Source organism: Agathobacter ruminis, assembly GCF_002735305.1.
Taxonomy (GTDB): Bacteria; Bacillota; Clostridia; order Lachnospirales; family Lachnospiraceae; genus Roseburia; species Roseburia ruminis.
This window is the reverse complement of the sequence record NZ_PDYG01000070.1, coordinates 23,345-40,709: the sequence shown is the minus strand read 5'-3', so window position 1 is coordinate 40,709 and position 17,365 is coordinate 23,345. Positions and strand designations below refer to the sequence as shown.

The 17,365-nt window shown below is 45.8% G+C and carries 14 protein-coding genes; all 14 read left to right on the top strand.

From position 1 onward, the window contains the following. Positions 1-228 precede the first annotated feature (228 nt). The 14 genes from CSX02_RS08860 to CSX02_RS08795 all read left to right on the top strand — a co-directional run bounded on the left by CSX02_RS08860 (position 229) and on the right by CSX02_RS08795 (position 17,357). A complete protein-coding gene (locus CSX02_RS08860) occupies positions 229-906 on the top strand; it encodes an IspD/TarI family cytidylyltransferase (protein ID WP_099386405.1) in 678 nt (225 codons plus the stop codon). 54 nt (positions 907-960) lie between these two features. Next, on the top strand, positions 961-2,034 hold the full coding sequence (locus CSX02_RS08855) for a galactitol-1-phosphate 5-dehydrogenase (RefSeq protein WP_099386404.1): 1,074 nt from the start codon (positions 961-963) through the stop codon (positions 2,032-2,034). A 133-nt stretch (positions 2,035-2,167) separates the two neighbouring features. Then, on the top strand, positions 2,168-4,330 hold the full coding sequence (locus CSX02_RS08850; RefSeq protein ID WP_242970453.1) for an LTA synthase family protein: 2,163 nt from the start codon (positions 2,168-2,170) through the stop codon (positions 4,328-4,330). Positions 4,331-4,415: 85 nt separating this feature from the next. After that, a complete protein-coding gene (locus CSX02_RS08845; RefSeq protein WP_189281458.1) occupies positions 4,416-5,984 on the top strand; it encodes a response regulator transcription factor in 1,569 nt (522 codons plus the stop codon). Beyond that, a complete protein-coding gene (locus tag CSX02_RS08840; protein WP_099386402.1) occupies positions 5,981-7,783 on the top strand; it encodes a sensor histidine kinase in 1,803 nt (600 codons plus the stop codon). Before CSX02_RS08845 ends, CSX02_RS08840 begins: the two co-directional genes overlap by 4 nt. A gap of 180 nt (positions 7,784-7,963) precedes the next feature. Next, entirely contained in the window at positions 7,964-9,475 is a 1,512-nt protein-coding gene (locus tag CSX02_RS08835; RefSeq protein WP_099386401.1) for a sugar ABC transporter ATP-binding protein, read from the top strand. Continuing rightward, positions 9,475-10,434: an ABC transporter permease gene (locus tag CSX02_RS08830; protein ID WP_031544086.1), complete on the top strand. Its 960-nt coding sequence runs from the start codon at positions 9,475-9,477 to the stop codon at positions 10,432-10,434. Before CSX02_RS08835 ends, CSX02_RS08830 begins: the two co-directional genes overlap by 1 nt. Positions 10,435-10,436: 2 nt before the next feature. Further along, positions 10,437-11,444 carry an ABC transporter permease gene (locus CSX02_RS08825; protein ID WP_031544087.1) on the top strand — a complete coding sequence of 336 codons (1,008 nt, stop codon included), beginning with the start codon at positions 10,437-10,439 and terminating at the stop codon, positions 11,442-11,444. Positions 11,445-11,486: 42 nt separating this feature from the next. Next, positions 11,487-12,566: a substrate-binding domain-containing protein gene (locus tag CSX02_RS08820; protein ID WP_031544088.1), complete on the top strand. Its 1,080-nt coding sequence runs from the start codon at positions 11,487-11,489 to the stop codon at positions 12,564-12,566. Between the two features lie 151 nt (positions 12,567-12,717). Continuing rightward, entirely contained in the window at positions 12,718-13,680 is a 963-nt protein-coding gene (locus CSX02_RS08815; RefSeq protein ID WP_099386400.1) for an SseB family protein, read from the top strand. 17 nt (positions 13,681-13,697) lie between these two features. Then, positions 13,698-14,282 carry an HdeD family acid-resistance protein gene (locus CSX02_RS08810; RefSeq protein ID WP_031544090.1) on the top strand — a complete coding sequence of 195 codons (585 nt, stop codon included), beginning with the start codon at positions 13,698-13,700 and terminating at the stop codon, positions 14,280-14,282. Beyond that, positions 14,279-14,509: a hypothetical protein gene (locus CSX02_RS08805; protein WP_031544092.1), complete on the top strand. Its 231-nt coding sequence runs from the start codon at positions 14,279-14,281 to the stop codon at positions 14,507-14,509. The genes CSX02_RS08810 and CSX02_RS08805 overlap by 4 nt, the downstream gene beginning before the upstream one ends. Then, entirely contained in the window at positions 14,502-15,062 is a 561-nt protein-coding gene (locus CSX02_RS08800; protein ID WP_031544093.1) for a TetR/AcrR family transcriptional regulator C-terminal domain-containing protein, read from the top strand. Before CSX02_RS08805 ends, CSX02_RS08800 begins: the two co-directional genes overlap by 8 nt. A gap of 183 nt (positions 15,063-15,245) precedes the next feature. Beyond that, a complete protein-coding gene (locus CSX02_RS08795; RefSeq protein WP_099386399.1) occupies positions 15,246-17,357 on the top strand; it encodes an efflux RND transporter permease subunit in 2,112 nt (703 codons plus the stop codon). The last annotated feature ends 8 nt before the right edge of the window (positions 17,358-17,365 follow it).

Below are 17,365 nucleotides of genomic sequence, written 5' to 3'. Positions count from 1 at the left end.
TTTGCGATGAAAAGACAGTTTGTCGAAGTGCAAAATCGGTGAAAGGACAACCTCTTGAAGTGACGCGTACGGCTTTGGAGAATTTCAGTCTTGGGGCCTATCATATGAGGGAGGGCTGAGAAAGGGTGGGCAGTTGTGGCGAATGAGCGACAGAAAGGTGAGCGGGACGGCTGAGGGGAAGTGTGGTATAATGAAAGGTAGTGCGAAATTTGATGGAGAGGGCAAAAGATGAAACGATATGCGGTTATGCTGTCAGGAGGAACCGGGACCAGAATGGGGGATCCGGTGCCGAAACAATATCAGAGAGTGAAGGGCAAAATGCTGTTTGAGTATACGCTGCAGTCTTTGTGTGCGGTCGCATTTGAGGCGATTGTGATTGTGGCTGCGCCTGAGTGGGTGGATGCAATCAGGCAGGTGCTGCCGGACGGAAAGTTTTTGTTTGCTGCGCCGGGCGAAAACCGGCAATTGTCAGTCTGGAATGCGCTGCAGGTGCTGAAGGCTGAGGAGGACGACGCAGTGCTAATACAGGATGCCGCAAGACCGATGACGAAACCGGAATTGATAGAAGCATGCCTGGAAAAACTGGAGCAGGAAGCAGATGCGGACGGCGTGGTGCCGGTATTGCCGATGAAGGATACGGTCTATTTGTCGAGGGACGGAAAGTGTCTGACGCAGACACTCGTGCGAAGCGAGGTGGTCGCAGGTCAGGCGCCGGAAGCATTTCGGTTTGGATTTTATTATCGCGCCACGGAGAAGCTGTTGCCGCATGAGATTCTTACAATCAACGGAAGCGCGGAACCGGCGATGCGTGCCCGGGGACATATCTGTACGATTGCCGGCGATGAGAGCAATCTCAAAATTACGACACCGCTTGATCTGGAGCGGTTTATACATGAATTAGAATGAAATCTTAAGAGAAACTTAAGATTAAATTGACACAAAGGGTGGTAAAATGGCTTTATGAAAGCGTATGTACTCGATGGAATCGGTCAACTGAATCAGCACGAATATGTGCTGCGGGATCTGCAGCCGGGAGAAGCACTTGTACAGGTTGCTGCGGCAGGAATCTGCGGCTCGGATCTTCCGAGAATATTTGAAACGGGAACCTATCATTTTCCGACGATTCCGGGACATGAATTTGCCGGTGTTGTGAAAGAATTATATGCCGACGCAGACGAAGAGATGCTGCGCCAATGGATGGGAAAGCGCGTTGCGGTATTTCCGCTGATCCCATGCAGGACATGTCGGTCATGCGCGAACCATCAATATGAGATGTGTTCCAATTATAATTATCTCGGTTCACGGACGGACGGTGGATTTGCGGAATATTGCATTGTACCTGTCTGGAATCTGCTTCAACTGCCGGATGAGGTTTCATTTGCGCAGGCTGCCATGATGGAGCCGGCCGCAGTTGCACTTCATGCGATTCGCAGAGGCGGCTTGCATCCGGATCATCCGGAGACGGGTATCGGTAAGCGCGTGCTTGTCATGGGCCTTGGCACAATCGGAGGATTGATTGCGCAGTGGCTTTCGCAATGCGGCGTGACAGAGCTGACCGCAACGGGACATCATGCCCCGCAGGAGGAACTGATGCATCGATATGCGAATGAAAATTATCGATTTATCAATACGAATCAGACCGCATGGACCGATGATGAGAACACCTATGACCTGATTTTTGATTGTATCAATGATTCCGAATCTGTGCAGCAGGCGCTTCGTTATGTGAAGCCGGGCGGACAGATTGTGGCTGTCGGCAATCCGAAAAAGGACCTGACTTTGCAAAAAGATATCTATTGGAAGCTGTTGCGCAAGCAGGTTTGCATGACAGGAACCTGGAATTCGTCTTTTTCACATGATTCGAATGATGACTGGCAGATTTTGCTGCGTTATCTGCAGGAACAGAAGCTGCATCCGCAGGCACTGATTACACATCGTCTGCCGTTTGCCCAATTGCCGAAAGGTCTTGAAATCATGCGCTTGCGGGAAGAATTCTACAATAAGATTATGATTGATTTAACAGTTTGTTCATAATTTCCGAATTGAAGAGTTTTACTGTTATTTTTTCATAAAATTTACACATTGTTTTTGTTTACTTTTTTCAGTAACATATTGCATGGTAAAAATAGAAGTTTTGTCGGCATTTATAGATGGAGGTTCTTAGACAATGAAGAAACTGAATGAAAATATGCCTAAATCGAATCATAGATTGTCCGCAATCGGACAAAAAATCAAGAAAGGATTTCAGGCGGTTGGCCGCTTCCTGTTTGTGCGTACAGAGCATGCACATTCAGAGCGCTTTGAAAAAGTAGTCGATGTGTTGAACCGTTATGCGGTTCTCTTCCATATTGCACTTTCACTTTCAATAGTGTTTGTTGTGGAATTGATTTCACGCAGAAGTGTATTGAGTGCGCTCAATTTTATCCGCATTCATCCGCTTGCATATCTGTATAATTCCTTTATCGTATTTGCATCTTTGATGCTGGTATTTCTGTTCCGCAGAAGAGGATTCTTCCGTGTATTGATCACTTCATTCTGGGTTCTGCTCGGAATCATCAACGGTTGTATTCTCTCAAACCGCGTAACACCGTTTACCTATACGGATTTGAAGTGCGTCAGTGACCTTTTGAGTATGACCAATACGAACTATTTCACAGCACAGCAGGCAACTGCGGTTGTATTTGGATTTGTGATTTTTATCCTGCTGATGGTGGCTTTGTTTATCAAAGGACCTCGTTATCAGGGTAAGAAGCATCCTGTAGCTTATCCATTATCGGTTCTGGCTGTTTTGTTCATCGGTATTCCGGCAGCGACAAGCGCAGCAACCAATACCCATATCGTAGATACTTATTTTTACAATATTGCACAGGGTTATGAAGACAACGGTTTCATCTACAGCTTCTCTTCAAGCGTGGTAAACCGCGGAATGAGCAAGCCGGAGACCTATTCAAAAGAGACCATTGATACCATCGAAAATCAGGTGAATACACAGGTGGCAAAGACAAAGTCTTCCAAGCCGAATATCATCTGCATTTTGCTGGAAAGCTTTGTGGATCCGGAGGAATTGACTTACTTAAAGACCAACAAGGATCCGATTAGTTTCTATCATTATCTCGAAGATAATTATACAAGCGGATATCTGACAGTACCGGTAGTCGGTGCGGGAACTGCAAATACGGAATTTGAAATCCTAACCGGTATGAGCATGCAGTATTTCGGTACCGGTGAGTATCCGTACAAAACGATTTTGAAGCAGACAGATTGTGAGTCCATCGCATCCGATCTTTCAAAGATTGGTTATGGAACACATGTGGTACATAACAACGGTGGTAACTTCTACAGCCGTGCAAATGCATTCTCCATGATGGGATTTGATACATTTACCAGCAAAGAGTGCATGAACATCACAGAATTCACACCAAACGGAAACTGGGCAGAGGATGCCATCCTCGTAAATGAGACCATCAAGGCATTGGATGCAACAGAGGGTTCTGATTTTGTTTATACCATTACTGTTGGTACACACGGTGATTATCCGAAGCAGCCGATTCTTGACAATCCGGAATTTGTGGTAACCGGAGCAAACAGTGAGGAATCCGCAAACCAGTGGACTTATTTCGTTAATCAGGCACATAAGACAGATTTGTTCATCCAGAATCTGGTTACAGAGCTGGACAAGCGCGACGAAGATACCATCGTAGTTATGTTTGGCGATCATTTGCCAACCATGGGTCTGACCAATGAGGATACCGTTCCGGGCGATATTTACAAGACCAAATATCAGACATGGAACAACATGGGACTGGAAAAGCAGGATGCGGACCTGTACGCATATCAGCTGCTTGCGTCTGTGACCGATTCAGTTGGTATCCACGAGGGAACCATTTGGAAATATCATCAGAATGAGCTTGCAAACAACGAAGCCAAGCTTGACCGGGATGCTTATCTGAACGGCCTGGAGAATCTGCAGTATGACCTGCTTTACGGCGACCGTTTTGCATATAATGGTGAGGACCTGTATCCGGCAACAGAAATCGTAATGGGAATCGATGAGGTAGTGATTGAGAAGGCACAGAGATTTGAAATTTCAAATGCACTGATGCTTACCGGTTCTTCCTTTACACCATGGACACGTGTCTATGTGAATGATTCGAGAGTGGATTCTGTTTTGGTCGACGGAAAACATATGAGAATCAGCCTTGATGATGTCGAGGACGGAGATGTGATTCAGATGAAAGTACTCGGCTCATCCAATTCCGTATTCCGCGTATCGAATGAATTCGTTTATGACGATCCTACAGTTGAAGATACGGAAACGACAGAAGAATAAAATAATATTCAAAAAGGTGTTGGCATTGCCGACACCTTTTTTTGATGCTATAATTACAATCCAAGGGGTAATTAAGGAGAAGGAAATGAAGATCTTAATAGTGGATGACGAAAGTTTAACCAGAGAAGGGTTGATTGCGTCTGTTGATTGGGCGGCTTTGGGCATTGATGAAATCTACCAGGCTGATGATGGACTTTCCGGATTGGAAACCGCACGGGAGAATAAGCCTGATATTATTTTGTGTGATGTGCGCATGCCACGCATGAACGGGATTGAGATGCTTGAACAGATTGAGGGGTTTGATCCGGATGTAACGGCAATCTTCATGAGCGGTTATTCAGACAAGGAATATCTGAAGGCTGCGATTCAGTTAAAGGCAATCAATTATATCGAAAAACCGATCGAGCTTGGGGAAATGCAGCAGACATTGCAACGCGCAGTGGAGCAGTGCGCGCGTCAGCGACTTCTGGGCAACAAAGGCGTAACGCTCGAATCGGAGCAGGGTGCACAATTAGCCTATCGCTTTACCATGCCTTTTGCGGCACATCGTGATGCAATCGAGGGATTGTTGCGCAATTTTTCTGCTGTATCGGCAAAGAACAAATTCAAGTATATTACAACCTATATCGTGAAACTGCAGGCAATTCCGGAGGACCCGCAAATTCTGCGTCAGATTAAGGAGGCGCTGCAGGGCTATCTGATTCCGATGCATTTGAATGTGATCTATACCGAAAAACGGGTATATCATATTATTTTTCATATTTACGGTGAATTGGAAACAACAGCAGGTACGCGTGAAATGATTGCTTCCCAGATAGCGAAACTGTTTCATGGATGCGGTGCATTTTATATTTCCATCGGCGATACCGTATCCGGATATCAGGAAGCATATCATTCGTATGAGAGTGCGGTCATTTATCTGCAGGACAGCTTTTTCTTTGAGCCGTGTAAAGTACTCAGTGCGTCTGTAATTGATGGCTGCCGGGACGTGGATCAGACCTTGCTGCAACAAAAAATTACCGAAGCCAAGACGATGGTGCGCGAAAGTGGAGAGGAAGCGACCATGCAGGTGCTCGATGAAATCGCGCAGCTGCTCCGCGGCAGACGTGGCATGCTGCAAAATCAAATCAAAGGCCTGTATTACGAACTGTTTCTGTGTCTGTATGACGCGCGCCTTAACCGACAAATGGTGCCGGATATGGCAATCGAAAACCGCGAGAATATCATGGATATCATGGACCAGTGTTTTTCGTTCTATCAACTGCATCAAATGCTGGTGGAAAAGACGCACAGATATTATGCGGATATTAAAGAGAACAGTTCGGAGAACCCGACGGTTGCAATCATTCGCGAATTTATCGCGGGCAATTATGCAGATGCGGCATTGTCTGTAAAAGACATCAGTGATTATGCGAATCTGTCGGTGTCATATGTATGCACCTTGTTTAAGAATGAAACAGGAACCACCATCAACCAGTACATCACAGATTTCAGAATGCGAAAGGCCAAGCAGCTGCTGGCGGATCCGCGCAATCGTGTCGGTGAGGTGTCTGCATGTGTAGGTTATAATGATGGCAATTATTTTGCGAAGAGTTTCCGCAAATTTACCGGACTCTCCCCGTCTGAGTTTCGAGAACAGGTGGTGCGTGCATGAAAATTCCGGTTCGCATCAGAAGTCTGCGGCTGCAGACCAAATTCGTATTATGTATTCTGCTGGCTGCCTGTCTGCCGATCATCACAATCGGCGTGGTATTTTTTGGCCGGTTTTATGATATGTTAATCTCTGATACCGTTAAGTCGGAACAGGTACAGACGGCATCGCTGATTCCAAAAATCAAAGAGCGATTAGGTTCAATTACCGAGAGTATGAGTGAAATCGAAGCTTCGGATTTGTATGCGACCATGTTTCACGGAGAGTTCGACGGAGACCCGGTTGCGCTGATGGAGTCCGATCAGGCAGATCAATTTGCAAAGCTGGCAGAGTCTATTATTCAGGAGACAGCTGTAACCGATATCAAAATCTATTGTTCATTGGATGAGGATTCGCCGATTTATGAGACAGATTTCGGACGTCGTTTTCTCGTGCCTGAGGATCGGATCAAGACGACCTACTGGCATGGTATTTTCAGTGCGACACCTTCAGCATCATTGCACTGTCCGAAATTTTATCTAGGTAATTATGAAATCGAAAATTATGATGACTGCGCATATATGATTCGACGCTCCTGGCTGGTCAATCGCAAATTCGAGACCTGCTACCTGGCTGTATATTATCCGAGTGAGATTTATTCCGGTCTGCTGAGCGAATCGATTACGGTCGATGACTCGGTATCCTATATCATCAATGAGCGTGAGGCCGTGATCGCTACGACCAATGAGGCACTCTCCGGATTGTATCATCTGGATTATTATGACATTCAGGCGCTTCTGATGGCCTCCAACAGTTTCGTGCGACAGGACGTCAGCGGAGGTAGTGTCTATGCTGCTTTTTATTATATCGAGGAAACGCGCTGGTTTGTTGTGACGGTATTGCCCGAGCGGCCATTGCTCCATATGGCAAACAGAACTTTCATACAATTTGTGATCATCTGTATTGTCAGTCTGGTGCTCAGTATCCTTGTAGCAATTGTGATTGCGCATTCCATGACAAGGCGGATTTCCAAACTTTCCAAGCAGATGTCCTCCGTGGAAGAGGGGGCGCCGGTGCCGATGAAAGAGCCGCGTACGCGGGATGAAGTCGGCAAATTGATCAGCTCCTACAATTACATGACACGGGAGATCAATGACCTGATGCAACAGCAGAAAAAGACGGCAGAGGAATTGCGCCTCGCGGAATTCCAGTCTCTGCAGGCACAGATCAATCCGCATTTTCTGTATAATACCATGGACATGATTCACTGGATGTCATTGCAGGGGCGAAATGAGGAAGTCAGCGAAGTCGTGCAGAATCTTTCCCGTTTCTACAAGCTGACATTGAGCCGCAAGCGCGATTTGAGCTCAATCGAAAATGAACTTGAGCATGCGCAGGTCTATCTGCAGCTGATGAACATGCGCTATGATGACAAGATCGACCTGGTGGTCGATGTGCCAAACGAATTATTGCAATATCGCATCCCAAAACTGACTTTCCAGCCAATCCTGGAGAATTCCATCCTGCATGGAATTCTGGAGAAAGAGGAAAAATCAGGAACCATCGTTCTGACAGCCTGGGAGGAAGAAGGCGACATTGTCATCCTGATTTCGGATGACGGAGTCGGTATGACCGAAGATGAAATCGCAAGGATTTTGTCGGAGAATGTGTCGCATGAGCGAAAAGGAAGCAGTATTGCAATTTATAATATTCATAACAGACTGCGATTGCTGTATGGAGAACCATATGGACTGACATACCAAAGCAATGGCGGATGCGATGTCACAATCCGCATTCCAAAAATCAAAAAATCATCTTCATAATCAAATCACAAAAGCTCTTGAGTTTCGGCAAACTGTTGTAAATGCTGACATCAAGAGCTTTTTTGGTGCGAAAGTACCAAGAAAAAATTTACCCTTCATCAAAAAATTTTCCTGTTTTTGAACCCATGTATCAGAGGATAAGATAAACATGTAAAAAGGAATCAGGAAAGGAGAAGGAGCGTGTCTGAGTATGTATTGGAGCTAAAAGGGATTACCAAGATCTTCCCGGGTGTAAAAGCGCTTAATAATGTCCAGTTTCAACTGAAAAAGGGTGAGATTCATGCTTTGATGGGTGAAAACGGAGCAGGCAAGTCGACCTTCATTAAAGTAATCACGGGAGTACATCAGGCCGAAGAGGGCGAGATGTATTTGGACGGAACGAAGGTAGATTTCAAGGGACCGGGTGATGCGCAGGCTGCAGGAATCGCAGCGGTATATCAGCATCCGACGAGTTACCCGGATCTGAGTGTAACAGAAAATATTTTCATGAATCATGAAATTAAAAAAGGCGGGGTGCTTCAGTGGAAGCAGATGAACCGTGAGGCACAGGTGTATCTGGATCAGCTCGAAGCTGATTTCAAACCGACTGCCGAGATGGGAACGCTTTCTGTGGCACAGCAGCAGATGGTTGAAATTGCAAAGGCAATCTCAACACATGCGCGCATCATCATTTTGGATGAGCCGACTGCATCACTGACTGCAAACGAATCGGAAAAACTTTACAAGATTGTGGAAAAGCTCAGAGATGACGGCGTATCCATTATCTTTATCTCACACCGATTTGAAGATATGTATCGTCTGGCATCAAGAGTTACGGTTTTCCGTGATTCGCAATATATCGGAACCTATGATGTAGATAAAATTACAAATGCAGATTTGATCAAGGCAATGGTTGGCCGTGAGATTTCGGATATGTATCCGAAGGTTGCGGTTGAGCCGGGAGAAGAAGTTCTCCGCATCGAGAATTTTAGCCGTCTTGGCTACTTCAAGGATGTCAGCCTGTCCGTTCGTGCAGGTGAGATTGTCGGACTGACCGGACTTGTCGGTGCCGGCAGAACCGAAGTGATGGAAGCGGTATGCGGAATCACTGCAAAGAATTCCGGAACCGTATTCTTAAATCAAAAAGAGGTACATGTGAAGAATCCGACGGATGCAGCTGATCTTGGAATCATTCTTTTGCCGGAGGATCGTCAGAAAACAGGATTGATCATGAGCTGGGGGCTGGGACGCAATGTCACACTTCCAATCATGAAAAAGATGCGCAACGGATTGTTCATCAATGAAAAGAAAGAGAACGAACTTGGCAAGAAGTTCCTTGAGGAAGTTGATACGAAAGCGGTTACCGTTTTTGACCCGGCAAGTTCCCTTTCCGGAGGAAATCAGCAAAAGGTTGTGGTGGCAAAGGCACTCGCACAGGACAACATGAAGGTGGTCATCATGGATGAGCCGACCAAAGGTGTGGATGTCGGAGCCAAAGCTGAAATATATGCCATTATGAGCGATTTGGCAAAGCAGGGATATGCCATCATCATGATCTCATCCGAAATGCCTGAGATTCTTGGTATGTCAGACCGCATTTATGTGATGTGCAACGGACGCATTACAGCAGAGCTGGATGCAAAGGAGGCGACACAGGAAATCATCCTTGAGCATTCCATGGAAAAAACTGAAAAGAAGGAGGCAGTAAGATAATGCAGAAACGCGAATTAAGTCTGGTAATCGTACTCGTTCTTCTGATTGCGGTTGTTAGTTTTGTCAATCCATCGTTCTTTACGATCGACAACTTTTTGGACATTTTAAAAAATAATGTAGTTACACTGATCCCGACATTGGGAATGCTGATGGTGCTTTTGATCGGTGGAATCGATATTTCCATTGCATCAACAATGGCGCTGGCCGGAATGGTGGTCGGATTGCTGTTCAAATACAACAAGATTGAGAGCACATTACTGGCATTTATCATTGCTCTTGCAATCGGTGCGGTATGCGGATGCCTGATGGGAACCATCATTGGTCTGGGCAATGTCCCACCGATCATTGCAACAATGGGAGGTATGTATATCTTCCGCGCATTGGCTTATATCGTAGGAGACAGCCAGTGGGCAGGCGCAGAGGCGCTTGGGAATTACAAGGACTTCGCGCTGAAAAATATATGTGGCGTGAATGTGACAATCTGGATCACATTATTATGCTATATTCTTTTCTTCATCCTTCTAAAGTGGACTAAGTTTGGCCGTAATATTTACGCAGTCGGAAGCAATGCTGAAGCTGCTCAGATTTCCGGTATCAAAGTAGCCCGTGTAAAAATCGCCGTTTACACAATTATGGGTGTGCTTTGCGGACTGACCGGAGCCCTGAACACTTCCATTTATGCTTCCGCGCAGCCAAACAGTCTGACAGGAAAGGAAATGGATGTAATCGCGGCTTGTGTAATCGGTGGTGTCAGTATGAGCGGAGGCCGTGGAACCGTTGCCGGTTCATTGCTCGGCGGACTTGTTTTGGCAGTCATCGCAAAGGCGCTTCCATTGATTAAGATTCCGGCAATTGCACAGAATACAATCAAGGGTGTCCTGATTGTTGTGGTTATTATCGTCAATGTCATTACGCAGCGCATGATGAACAAACGTGCACTTGCGAGAAGGGAGATGTAATCATGGCAGGAAAATCAGGAAGAACCATAAATGCAACACCGCAGAATGTGTGGAGAAAGCGGATACTCAGCTGGGAGGGCGTGCTGATTGTCATACTGGCAGTCGTGCTGGTACTCTGCAGAGCAATGTCCGCAACCTATACACTCGAAAATGTATTGCGTGAAATGCCAAAATATTTGGCGGAAATGTTTTTGATGCTTCCGATGGCATTTATCTTGATGATGGGTGAAATCGATATTTCGGTCGGCTCCATCGTGTGTCTGTCGGGAACACTCGGCTGCTTTGCAGTCAACGCGGGAATGCCATTCCCGGTTGCTTTGCTGATTATGCTCGGTACAGGTTTGATCTGTGGGGCAATCAACGGAGCCATCATTGTTATCTTTCCGGAATTGCCATCCATGATCGTAACCCTCGGAACACAGATTATTTTCCGCGGAATTGCAGAGATCATGCTTGGTGGCGGCGGCAGTATCGCAGCCAAAAATGCGGACGGATTCCGCGCAATCGGAAAGAGCCTGGGCATTGTCCCAATCGTATTTTTCTTAGTCATCATCTCCGGAGCCATCTTTGTTATTATCTCCACAAAGATGAAATTCGGTCGCGAATTAATGGCAATTGGAAGTAATCGCTTGACCGCATTCTATTCCGGAGTTAAGGTAAAGAAAGTGTTGTTTATCAGCTATGTAACAATGGGTGCATTTTCTGCACTGTGCGCCATTTTCTTTACCGCTGCAACATACGGCGCAAATACCACAACGGGAAAAGGCTTCGAAATGGATGCCATTGCGATGGCAGTATTCGGCGGTATCTCGTCCACCGGTGGTAAAGGAAAGATGATTGGTGGTATTCTTTCCGCATTTGTAATCGTATGTTTGCGCATCGGGCTTGGCCAGAAGAATGTCAATTCTCAGGTCATCCTATTGATCATCGGTATCCTTTTGATTGGTGCAGTCCTGTTGCCGAATATTTCCGCACGAATTTCGGCCAACAAGAAAAAAGCAATCAGCTAGGGGTATCACAAAAACTATATTTTTTCTAAGGGAGGAAAAAACATGAAAAAGAAACTTTTAAGCTTACTTCTTTGTGCAACTCTCGCAGCCGGTGCATTGGCAGGCTGTGGCGGTGGTGGAAGCACCACAGATACGGGTTCAAAGTCTTCATCCGAAAGTAAGGGCGGAGACAGCGGCAAGAAGCAGTATGCAATCGTACCAAAGAGTGCCGGAAACCCATACAACGAGAAGGAAGTAGAAGGATTCAAGGCAATCATTGAGGCCAACGGAGGAGAAGCCGTTGTGAACTATCCTCAGGATGCAACTGCAGATGCTCAGATTACCGTTATCAACTCTTTGATTTCACAGGGTGTTGATTCCATCGCAGTCGCAGCAAATGATGAGAATGCACTTCAGTCCGTATTGGAAGATGCAATGTCAAAGGGAATCAAGGTTTCCTGCCTCGATTCATCTGTAAATGCTGACAGCCGTCAGACTTTCGCAAATCAGGCCGGTGTGAAGGAAGTAGCTCAGGCACTTTGCGATGCGGTTTATGATATTTCCGGTGGTTCAGGAGACTGGGCAATCCTTTCTGCATCATCTCAGGCAACCAACCAGAATGCATGGATCGAAGCAATGAAGGGCATCATGGCAGACGACAGCAAGTATGCAGACTTAAACCTTGTAGAAGTTGCATACGGAGATGACGAAACTCAGAAGTCTACTGACCAGACACAGGCATTGCTTGCAAACTATCCAAACTTAAAAGTAATCTGCGCACCGACCACTGTAGGTGTTGCAGCTGCAGCAAAAGTTGTTCAGGATACAGGCGCAACCTGCCGCGTAACAGGACTTGGACTTCCATCTGAAATGGCTGAATACATTGGCAAGCCGGACAGCGGAAAGTCTTGCCCATATATGTTCCTGTGGAACCCAATCGACCTTGGAAAGCTTTCAGCATACATCTCTCTTGCACTGGTTGACGGAACCATCACAGGTGCAGCAGGAGACACCTTCGAAGCAAAGGAACTTGGCGTAACTTACACCATTACCGAAGCAGCTGACGGTGGCACAGAAGTAATCCTTGGTGCTCCATTCGAGTTCAATCCGGACAACATCGAAGAGTGGAAGACCGTATACTAAATCGTTACCTATATAAACTAAAAATAATCTTACCCCTGAAGGACCGGCCGTTTGGCCGGTCTTTCGCATGTGGCCGCCAAGGTTGCAAATGGCTGAACGGATGTGTATAATTTAGTGTATATGTGACGACTAATACAGAATGGAGCAAAGTATGGCAAAGATTACGAAATTCCCGGGGCCACGTAAGAATGGAGCACCGAAGGTGCCACAGAGCCCGCAGGAGACGATAGATGTAAAGAATCCGGAAGTGGAGGAAAAGATGACCAGTTATGTGGCAGATAAAACGCCACAGAACCTGAATGCGCTTGTAGAAGCTCTCGTCAAGACCAGAGTGCTGAATCCTGCGACACTGAATGATCAGAAATTCCCGATTCCGGTGGCAATTAAGAACAAAAACGGAGAAACCTTCCTGCCGATTTATACGGAGAAGACACAGATTCCGAAGGATCCGCAGTCGGCTGTCATCATGAATCTGCCGTTCCTCGCGGTTGTGGAAGTGGCTTTGAAGAATCCGGAAAGCGCAGGGGTGGTCATCAATCCATTTAGCAACAATCTGATACTGAAGAGACCATTGCTTGAGCGCATCAATGAGGTGGAGACCGCAAGGCGCGAAGGCAAGCCGATTCCGCATGCACCGGTTCAAAAAGAGATTAAATTGACGGAGGAACAGTATTTGCTCTTTGAGCGCAATCGCTATGAATTTGCGTCATTGCCAGCAAAATTCTTTGAGGATGTGGATGCGTTTATGGAGACGCTGAGCAAACGCAAAGAGGAATATATCGACGAATTGTTTGAAGAGAGCTATCAGCAGAAACGCATGTATCCGTATCTGCCGGAAGACTTTTCGGTAATGGCGCTTGGCCTGTCTGAATCGACAACCGCCATCCGTCTGGATATGCCAAGTCGTGACCGTGGAATTCCTTGCAGTCTTCGTATCTATATGGTGCGCGATAAGGAAGCGGATATTGCCCGTTATTTCCTGATTGAGCAGGGAAAAGAAAAGGTGGAGCTGACCGAGATGACAGCAGAAAAGAAGCATGTATCCCATGGCGAAGCACCGGTTGAAGGGGCAGAACTGCAGACGATTTTGGACTTGATTCAGGAAAATAAATAAAAAAGCGGGAGAAGACTATGAGAGAATTTTTTAAGAGAATTCGGATTGACTATTCCTTATCATCATTGATTACCATTGCTTTGGGAATTTTCTTCGTGGCACATCCGAGTTTTACATTTAGTGCGGTGGGTGTGATGGTCGCAGTGATTCTGTTGGTGATGGGTGTGATTTTACTCAGCTCTTATATGTTCAGACCGGAAGCATATGGCATCTCGGCATTTATGGGTGCGGTACTGATGCTTTTAGGAATCTGGATTTTGATTCAGCCAAAGATTGTAATGGCACTGATTCCGATTATTTTGGGTGTGTTGATGTTCTGGCATGGCATCCGTGGAATGAAGACCGCAGTTGAGGCAAAGAATTTTGGAAGTGAACATTGGTGGATTGGATTTTTGACCAGTGTGGCATCTGTTGTATTCGGTATTTTCTTTGTCATTGATGCATTTGGTGTGCTGGATGTGATGGGTGTGGTATTTGGAATCGGATTGATTTTCAATGGCATTTCCAATCTGATTTGTGTCACTGACGCATCGCGTTCCGAGCGCCAGTATCGCAGAGATCATCCGATTGATACGGAATTTATAGAGGATCGTCACGCATGAGACAGATGGAATTCAAGATGGAGCGTCCGGGGCTGACAAAGCCCGGAGAGCACCTGAAAATAACAGAGAGCAAACTCCCTACTTCCTATTATTATACGATTGAACATGCAATTGCCATGTCCGGAAATTATGAAGTAAGCCAGCGACTGAAAAGCCGTGAAGGTGTGGTCGTAGATGTGCGCGAAACGGAGAAAGGTTACTTTGTAACCATGGAATTTGATGAATAATAAACCTGGAATTGATGAGGCGCTTGCTGCAAGCTTTAAAGAACTTGCGGATAAGAGGCCTCTTGAAAAAATTACAATTAAAGAAATAACCGATTGTGCCGGTGTCATCAGACCAACCTTTTACAATCATTTTCAAGACAAATACGAATTGATGGAATGGATCATCAATACGGAGCTGTTGCTCCCGATGAGACCATTGATTGAAGCCGGGATGATTAAAGAAGGCATGACCCTGTTGTTTACCAATATTGGAAAAGACCGGGTATACTACGGCAAGGCGGTCAAGATGGACGGACCGATCAGCTTTCACCAGATTGCAATGAAAGCAGTCCAGCAGTTTCTCGAACAGATTCTTGGCGAGATGACAAGCGGCAAGTCACCGCGGCATGCATGGCTGTCTACGGAAGTGGTATCAACCTACTATGCGCAGTCGATGGTTTTTGCGGCAGAAGAATGGATCAAGGGCAATATGGATCTCGATCCGGCTGAGATGGCAGAGGCATATTTATATATTATGTCCCGCTCCTTTACGGATATTATTAATGAAATGTAACACGCATTTGTGGATGACACAGATGCGTGTTTTTGTTTTTGGGGGATATACAAATCGACAATTTTGTATATGGAACCGGACGAATCACCGAAATTGAATATTCATTTTGCAGACAATACAGAGTAAAGTAACTCTCAGGAAAAAACAGCATTTCAGTAAGAACGAAGAAAGTGAGTGAAGAAAATGATTAAGTTTGGAAAGGCAGTTGTGAAATGGAGAGTGCCGATTCTGATATTGTCACTGTTGTTGATGATACCCGCAGCAATCGGATACTTCAACACAAGAGTCAACTATGATATTCTTTCGTATCTGCCAAAAGACATTGAGACAATGGAAGGCCAGGACATCCTGCTGAACGAGTTCGGCACGGGAGCCTTCTCATTGATTGTCATAGACAATACGGATGACAAACAGATTGAGACGATTGCAGACAGCATTTCGGATGTCGATCATGTCAAGAAAGTGCTCTGGTACGGAAGTGTGGCGGATTTGTCCATCCCGAGAGATATCCTTCCGGAAAAAATGTATGAATTCTTTAATAATGCAGATGCCAATTCTCAGCTGATGGCAGTCATCTATGATGAGTCAATGGCCTCTGATGAAACAATGGCAGCACTTGACCGGATTGATGAGCTGGTGGATGAACATTGTCATGTGAGCGGAATGGCTTCCGTAATTCGTGACATCAAGAATCTTTCGGAAAAAGAAACACCGATTTATGTCGTTATCGCGGTTGTACTTTCGCTGATCATCCTGATGCTGACCATGGATTCCGCTCTTGCGCCGGTTCTGTTTTTGCTCAGTATCGGAATGGCAATTGTTTATAATATGGGAACCAACTTCATGGGAGACGGAGAAATCTCTTATGTGACGCAGGCACTGGCAGCAGTCCTTCAGCTCGGTGTTACCATGGATTATTCCATTTTCCTGTGGCACAGCTACGAGGAGCAGACAGAGCGATTCAACGGAGATAAGAAGCGTGCGATGGCACATGCCATTTCCAATACCATTACTTCGGTAGTCGGCAGCTCCATCACCACCGTGGCCGGATTTATCGCTTTGTGTTTCATGAGCTTTACTCTGGGTCTTGACCTTGGTATTGTCATGGCCAAAGGTGTATTGTTTGGTGTGCTTGGATGCGTCACCATCCTTCCATCCATGATTTTGATTTGTGACAAAGCCGTACAGAAGACCAGACACAGGGTTATCATCCCGGATCTGGGTGTGATTGCGGACTGGATTACCAAGCATTATCTGATCTTTATCGCATTATTCCTGGTAATTCTCGGACCGGCAATTTATGGATATACACATACAAAAGTTTATTACGATCTGGCCGGATCGCTTCCGGATACACTGGCAAGCCGTCAGGCCGACGCAACATTACAGGAACAGTATGAGATGGGAGCCACCCATATTGTGCTTGCAGATGCGAACATGACGGAAAAGACCTGCAACGACATGGTTTCAGAGCTGAAATCGGTTGATGGAGTCAAGAATGTGCTGGCACTTGACTCCTTCCTCGGTGGAACCATTCCGGAGGAAATCCTTCCTGATAAAGTAAGAGAAATCTTCAAAAACGGAAATTATCAGATGATGCTCGTATCCAATGAATATGCAATTGCATCGGATGAAGTCAATGACCAGATTGAGCAACTGAACAAGATTGTAAAGTCTTATGATGACAAAGCGATGGTAATCGGAGAGGCGCCATGTACCAAAGACCTGATTGAAATTACCAATCTCGACTTTGCCCGTGTCAGTGCCGTATCCATCGGAGCAATCTTCCTGATTATTCTGATTGTATTCAAATCCATCAGTCTTCCAATCATCCTGGTGGCTGTCATTGAGTTTGCAATCTTTATCAACATGGGTATTCCGGCATATACAGGAACCGTGCTTCCGTTTATCGCATCTATCGTAATCGGAACCATCCAGCTGGGTGCAACCGTCGACTATGCGATTTTGATGACCAACAAATATAAGAAGAACCGCTTCCTTGGAATGGACAAACAGCCGGCAATCGCCGCTGCATTAAAGAGCTCCATTCAGTCGATTATGGTCAGTGCATTTGCATTCTTTGCAGCGACCTTCGGTGTGGGAATGTATTCCGACATTGATATGATTTCTTCTTTATGTATTCTGATGGCACGCGGTGCAATCATCAGTATGTTTACGGTAATCTTCGTATTGCCGTCCATGTTTATGGTATTTGACAAGATTATTATTCACAGCAGTGTCGGTTTTCGTGACAAGAGCAAGATAAGCACAAGACCTGCAACCGTTGGAAAGTGAGGATAAAA

Coding starts and splice junctions, on each gene's coding strand:
- CSX02_RS08815 (WP_099386400.1), top strand. CDS start 12,718: ATGGCAAAGATTACGAAATTCCCGGGGCCACGTAAGAATGGAGCACCG.
- CSX02_RS08830 (WP_031544086.1), top strand. CDS start 9,475: ATGCAGAAACGCGAATTAAGTCTGGTAATCGTACTCGTTCTTCTGATT.
- CSX02_RS08855 (WP_099386404.1), top strand. CDS start 961: ATGAAAGCGTATGTACTCGATGGAATCGGTCAACTGAATCAGCACGAA.
- CSX02_RS08795 (WP_099386399.1), top strand. CDS start 15,246: ATGATTAAGTTTGGAAAGGCAGTTGTGAAATGGAGAGTGCCGATTCTG.
- CSX02_RS08850 (WP_242970453.1), top strand. CDS start 2,168: ATGAAGAAACTGAATGAAAATATGCCTAAATCGAATCATAGATTGTCC.
- CSX02_RS08825 (WP_031544087.1), top strand. CDS start 10,437: ATGGCAGGAAAATCAGGAAGAACCATAAATGCAACACCGCAGAATGTG.
- CSX02_RS08845 (WP_189281458.1), top strand. CDS start 4,416: ATGAAGATCTTAATAGTGGATGACGAAAGTTTAACCAGAGAAGGGTTG.
- CSX02_RS08805 (WP_031544092.1), top strand. CDS start 14,279: ATGAGACAGATGGAATTCAAGATGGAGCGTCCGGGGCTGACAAAGCCC.
- CSX02_RS08810 (WP_031544090.1), top strand. CDS start 13,698: ATGAGAGAATTTTTTAAGAGAATTCGGATTGACTATTCCTTATCATCA.
- CSX02_RS08820 (WP_031544088.1), top strand. CDS start 11,487: ATGAAAAAGAAACTTTTAAGCTTACTTCTTTGTGCAACTCTCGCAGCC.
- CSX02_RS08860 (WP_099386405.1), top strand. CDS start 229: ATGAAACGATATGCGGTTATGCTGTCAGGAGGAACCGGGACCAGAATG.
- CSX02_RS08840 (WP_099386402.1), top strand. CDS start 5,981: ATGAAAATTCCGGTTCGCATCAGAAGTCTGCGGCTGCAGACCAAATTC.
- CSX02_RS08800 (WP_031544093.1), top strand. CDS start 14,502: ATGAATAATAAACCTGGAATTGATGAGGCGCTTGCTGCAAGCTTTAAA.